Raw genomic sequence first — 3,738 nt, 5'->3', positions numbered from 1 at the left:
GAGTGGGAAGTCGTGGCGATTCCCGGGGTGCAGGAAGGGGTTTGGCCGGACCTGCGGCTGCGCGGTTCACTGCTGGGCACCGAGCGGCTGGTGGACGTTGCCTCCGGGGTGGACGGCGGGGTGTCGGCGACCGCGCCGCTGCTGGCAGAGGAGCGCCGCCTGCTGCTGGTGGCCGCAGGCCGCGCGCGGAGTTCGCTGCTGGTCAGCGCGGTGCGCGGGGAGGACGAGCAGCCGTCCCGCTTCCTCGACGAGCTCGAGGGCGTCGCGACCGGGGAACAGGAGCAGCGTCCGATGCTGCGCCCGCAGCGGGGATTGGTGCTGGCCGAACTCGTCGCGGAGCTGCGCCGCGTGGTCTGCGACGGCGAGGCCAAGCCCGGCCGCCGGGAGCGGGCCGCCGCGCAGCTGGCCCGGCTGGCCGCGGCGGGTGTGCCCGGCGCGCACCCGGACGCCTGGTACGGCCTGCCGGAGACGTCCACGGCCGAGCCGCTGATCACCGAGGACGAAGCGGTCCGCGTCTCACCATCCACAGTGGACGTGCTGGCGAAGTGCCCGCTGCGCTGGATGGTGCAGCGCCACGGCGGTGAGGACGCCGCCGAACTCGCCTCGATCACCGGCTCGCTGGTGCACGCCCTGGTGCAGACCGCCGCCGAAGGCGCCGATCGCGAGCAGCTGCGCCGCGCGCTGGACGAGGCGTGGAAGCACGTGGACGCCGGTGCGCCGTGGTTCTCCCGGCACGAACGCCGGCGGGTGGAAGGCATGGTCGAAGCGTTCCTGGGCTGGCTGGCGACCTCCCGGGACGAACTGACCCAGGTGGGCGTGGAACGCGACCTGGACCTGACCGTCCCCGGGCGGGAAGGCGGCCCGAAGCTGCGGCTGCGCGGCCGCGTCGACCGGCTGGAGGCGGACCCGGGCGGGCGGCCCGTCGTGGTGGACATCAAGACGAGCAAGTCGCCGGTCAGCGGCAACGAGGCGCAGGAGCACCCGCAGCTGGCGGTCTACCAGCTCGCGGCGGCGCTGGGGGCGTTCTCGGACGCTGGCGCGTTCACGGACGACGGTGACCGGCCCGATGCCGGTGGCGGGCCGCAGCCGGGCGGTGCCCGCCTGCTCTACGTCGCCAAGTCCTCCCGGGACGGGCAATGGACCGAACGAGAGCAGCCGGGCCTGGACGAGGACCGCTTGCGCGTGTGGCTGGACGTGGTGCACGACGCCGCGGCCTCCAGCGTCGGCCCGGCGTTCCTCGCCACCGAGAACTCCGACTGCCCACGCTGCCCGGCCCGGCCGAGCTGCCCGGTACATCCCGAGGGGCGCCAGGTCGGGCAGTGAGCTCCGGGCCGCGCGATCGCGCGTTCCTTTCCGCGGGTGAGCCCTGCGTGTAAGTTTACTTACTGAGTTTTCAGTAAGTAGGGAGTGCTGATCATGCTGAGCCGTCGCTGCGCACTGGGCTGGCTTGGGGCCGCCTGCGCTTCGTTCGCAGGTCCCGGAACCGGTGCTGCGAGCACCGGAACGTCCGCGACCACCCGGGTGCCTGCCGAAGAAAGCCGGGTGCCTGCCGGGGAAACCCGGATGCCTGCCGAGGAAACGCCGCACGAGCGGACCTTCATGGGCTGGCCGTCGCGGTACGCGCCGTGGGGACGTGACCTGCCGAGCGTGCGCGGCGACATCGCCGGATTGGCACGCGCCATCGCCCGCTTCGAGCCCGTCGTGCTGCTCGCGCGTCCGGACGAAGCCGACGACGCGCGTCGTGCCTGCGGCGGCGCCGTCGAAGTGCTGCCCGTTCCGGTCGACGACCTGTGGCTGCGCGACACCGGTCCGACGTTCGTGCGCACCGAGTCGGGATTGGCCGGTGTGGACACGCGCTTCAACGGCTGGGGCGGCAAGCAGCGCCACCCCGCGGACGGGAAGGTGGCGCGGCGGCTGCTCGAGCACTACGGAATCCCGCGCATCCCGGCTCCGCTGGTCACCGAGGGCGGCGCACTGGAAGTCGACGGCGATGGCACGTTACTGGCGACCGAGAGCTCCATCGTCAACGACAACCGGAATCCGGGGCGGTCCCGCGCAGAACTGGAATCCGGCCTCAAGGCCGCGTTCGGCGCGCGGAAGGTCATCTGGTTCCCCGGCGTGCGCGGCGCGGACATCACCGATTCCCATGTGGACGGTCTGGTTCGCTGCACCTCGCCGGGAACGATGCTGCTCGACCGGCCCGGGCCAGCGGACTCGGAGCAGTACCACCAGGCTCGCGCCGTGCTGACGAGCACCACGGACGCGGCGGGCCGGGAACCGGAGATCGTCGACCTGCCGCGGCCCGATCCGGGCGCGATCGGCAGGCACGGCGAGGACTTCTTCGGCTCCTACATCAACTACTACGTGGCCGGCGGCGCCGTGATCGCGCCGGCCTTCGGCGACCGGGCCGCGGACGACCGGGCCGCCGGTATCCTCCGGGAGCTGTACCCGGGACGCGAGGTCGTAGGAGTTCGCATCGATCACATCGCCGAAGGTGGCGGCGGTATCCACTGCGCCACCCAGCAGCAGCCACGGCGATGAGCCGCAGAACCAGGCTCAGCACCGCCGATCGGCAGGCACTGCTGCTCGAAGCCACCTGCCGGGTGATCGCGAGCAGCGGCATCCGCGGGCTGCGCGTCGACGCCGTCGCGGCCGAAGCGGAAGTGTCGACGACGCTGCTGTACTACCACTTCACCAGCCGGGCGGGCCTGCTCGCCGCGACCATGGAGTTCGTCGACGAGCGCGCGGGCGGCTACACCCGGGCACCGGACGGCCTGCCCGGCCGCGCCCGGCTCGAGCACCAGCTCACCAGCGAGTTCCAGGACACCGCCCAGGTGCGGACGAACTCGGCGGTGTGGAACGAATTCCGCGCCGCCGCCGTGTTCGACCCGAGCCTGCGCGCGGCCGTCGACGCGGCGAGCCGGACGTGGCGGAGCACGGTCGTTAGCCTCGTCGCGGAAGGTCAGCAGGACGGCAGCGTCGATCCCGGAGTGGACCCGGAGCCCGCGGCCGAGCGGCTGACGGTTCTGGTCGAAGGGCTCTCCAGCCGCTGGCTCGCCGAGCTGCTCACCACCGCCCGGGCGCACCAGCACATCAGCGCCGCGCTCGAACTGGAATGCCCCGGTCCGTAGCCGGGATGGCCCGGGTGCTCGATCGCGGGCGCGGCGTGCGGCTACGTTGGGGAGGGTTCGGCCAAGAAAGGGGAGACATGCCGCAGCACGCGAACGGCCTGCACCACCACGGATACGTGGAGCGATCCACGCTCTCGAACGCGCTGACCGCGCCGGAGCGGCGGATGCTCGATCCGGACGAGGTGATGCACTCCCCCGAAGAAGTCGCCGCGTGGCTGGCGGGCACGCTGCGCGCGGCCATGGGGCTCACCGAGGACGAGGTCGCGTTCACCGACGAGAACCAGATCTGGCTCACCGAGTCGCGCCGCGGCGAGACCATCGTGACCGGGCTCAACGACGGCCCGACGATCACCGCGGAAGCGATCTACGACAGCAATTGCGAGTGCGAGCGGCAACTGAAGCCAGTCCCCGCCAAGAAGCGCCGTTGAGATCTTCGATCTCGGTCTGCATAGGTGGTCGGGTAGCGGAACCTCAGCGGCTTCCTCGCTGCGGGATCGATTTCTGACGTATGCCCATACGCGGCGAAATCGCTGTCCTCGCGAGGAAGCCGCTGAGAACCCGCGGCGGTGCCGGTTGCTTGCATGGTCGCTGGTCAGCGGCTTCGCCG

The 3,738-nt window shown here is 71.9% G+C and carries 4 protein-coding genes; all 4 read left to right on the top strand.

Translation table 11 applies throughout. The annotated features are described in order from the left end of the window. Positions 1 to 1,323: PD-(D/E)XK nuclease family protein (locus tag IJH84_RS15455; RefSeq protein ID WP_295145650.1), on the top strand; the 1,323-nt coding region annotated here is incomplete at its 5' end. A 240-nt stretch (positions 1,324 to 1,563) separates the two neighbouring features. After that, positions 1,564 to 2,541, top strand: coding sequence for an agmatine/peptidylarginine deiminase (locus tag IJH84_RS15450; protein WP_295145648.1), 978 nt, complete (start codon positions 1,564 to 1,566; stop codon positions 2,539 to 2,541). Next, positions 2,538 to 3,131: a TetR family transcriptional regulator C-terminal domain-containing protein gene (locus tag IJH84_RS15445; protein ID WP_200073333.1), complete on the top strand. Its 594-nt coding sequence runs from the start codon at positions 2,538 to 2,540 to the stop codon at positions 3,129 to 3,131. The genes IJH84_RS15450 and IJH84_RS15445 overlap by 4 nt, the downstream gene beginning before the upstream one ends. Positions 3,132 to 3,208: 77 nt before the next feature. Next, the gene (locus IJH84_RS15440) at positions 3,209 to 3,559 is read left to right on the top strand and encodes a hypothetical protein (RefSeq protein WP_200073334.1); all 351 of its coding nucleotides are present in this window, start codon (positions 3,209 to 3,211) and stop codon (positions 3,557 to 3,559) included. Positions 3,560 to 3,738: the final 179 nt, after the last annotated feature.

The sequence above is a fragment of the Saccharopolyspora sp. genome (assembly GCF_017434145.1).
GTDB lineage: Bacteria > Actinomycetota > Actinomycetes > Mycobacteriales > Pseudonocardiaceae > Saccharopolyspora_C > Saccharopolyspora_C galaxeae.
Note: the sequence above shows the minus strand (reverse complement) of the source record. Positions and strands in the feature narration are given on the sequence as shown.

Bases quoted from the DNA above. Each gene is read 5' to 3' on its own strand.
- IJH84_RS15450 (WP_295145648.1), top strand. From the start codon at position 1,564: ATGCCTGCCGAGGAAACGCCGCACGAGCGGACCTTCATGGGCTGGCCG.
- IJH84_RS15445 (WP_200073333.1), top strand. From the start codon at position 2,538: ATGAGCCGCAGAACCAGGCTCAGCACCGCCGATCGGCAGGCACTGCTG.
- IJH84_RS15440 (WP_200073334.1), top strand. From the start codon at position 3,209: ATGCCGCAGCACGCGAACGGCCTGCACCACCACGGATACGTGGAGCGA.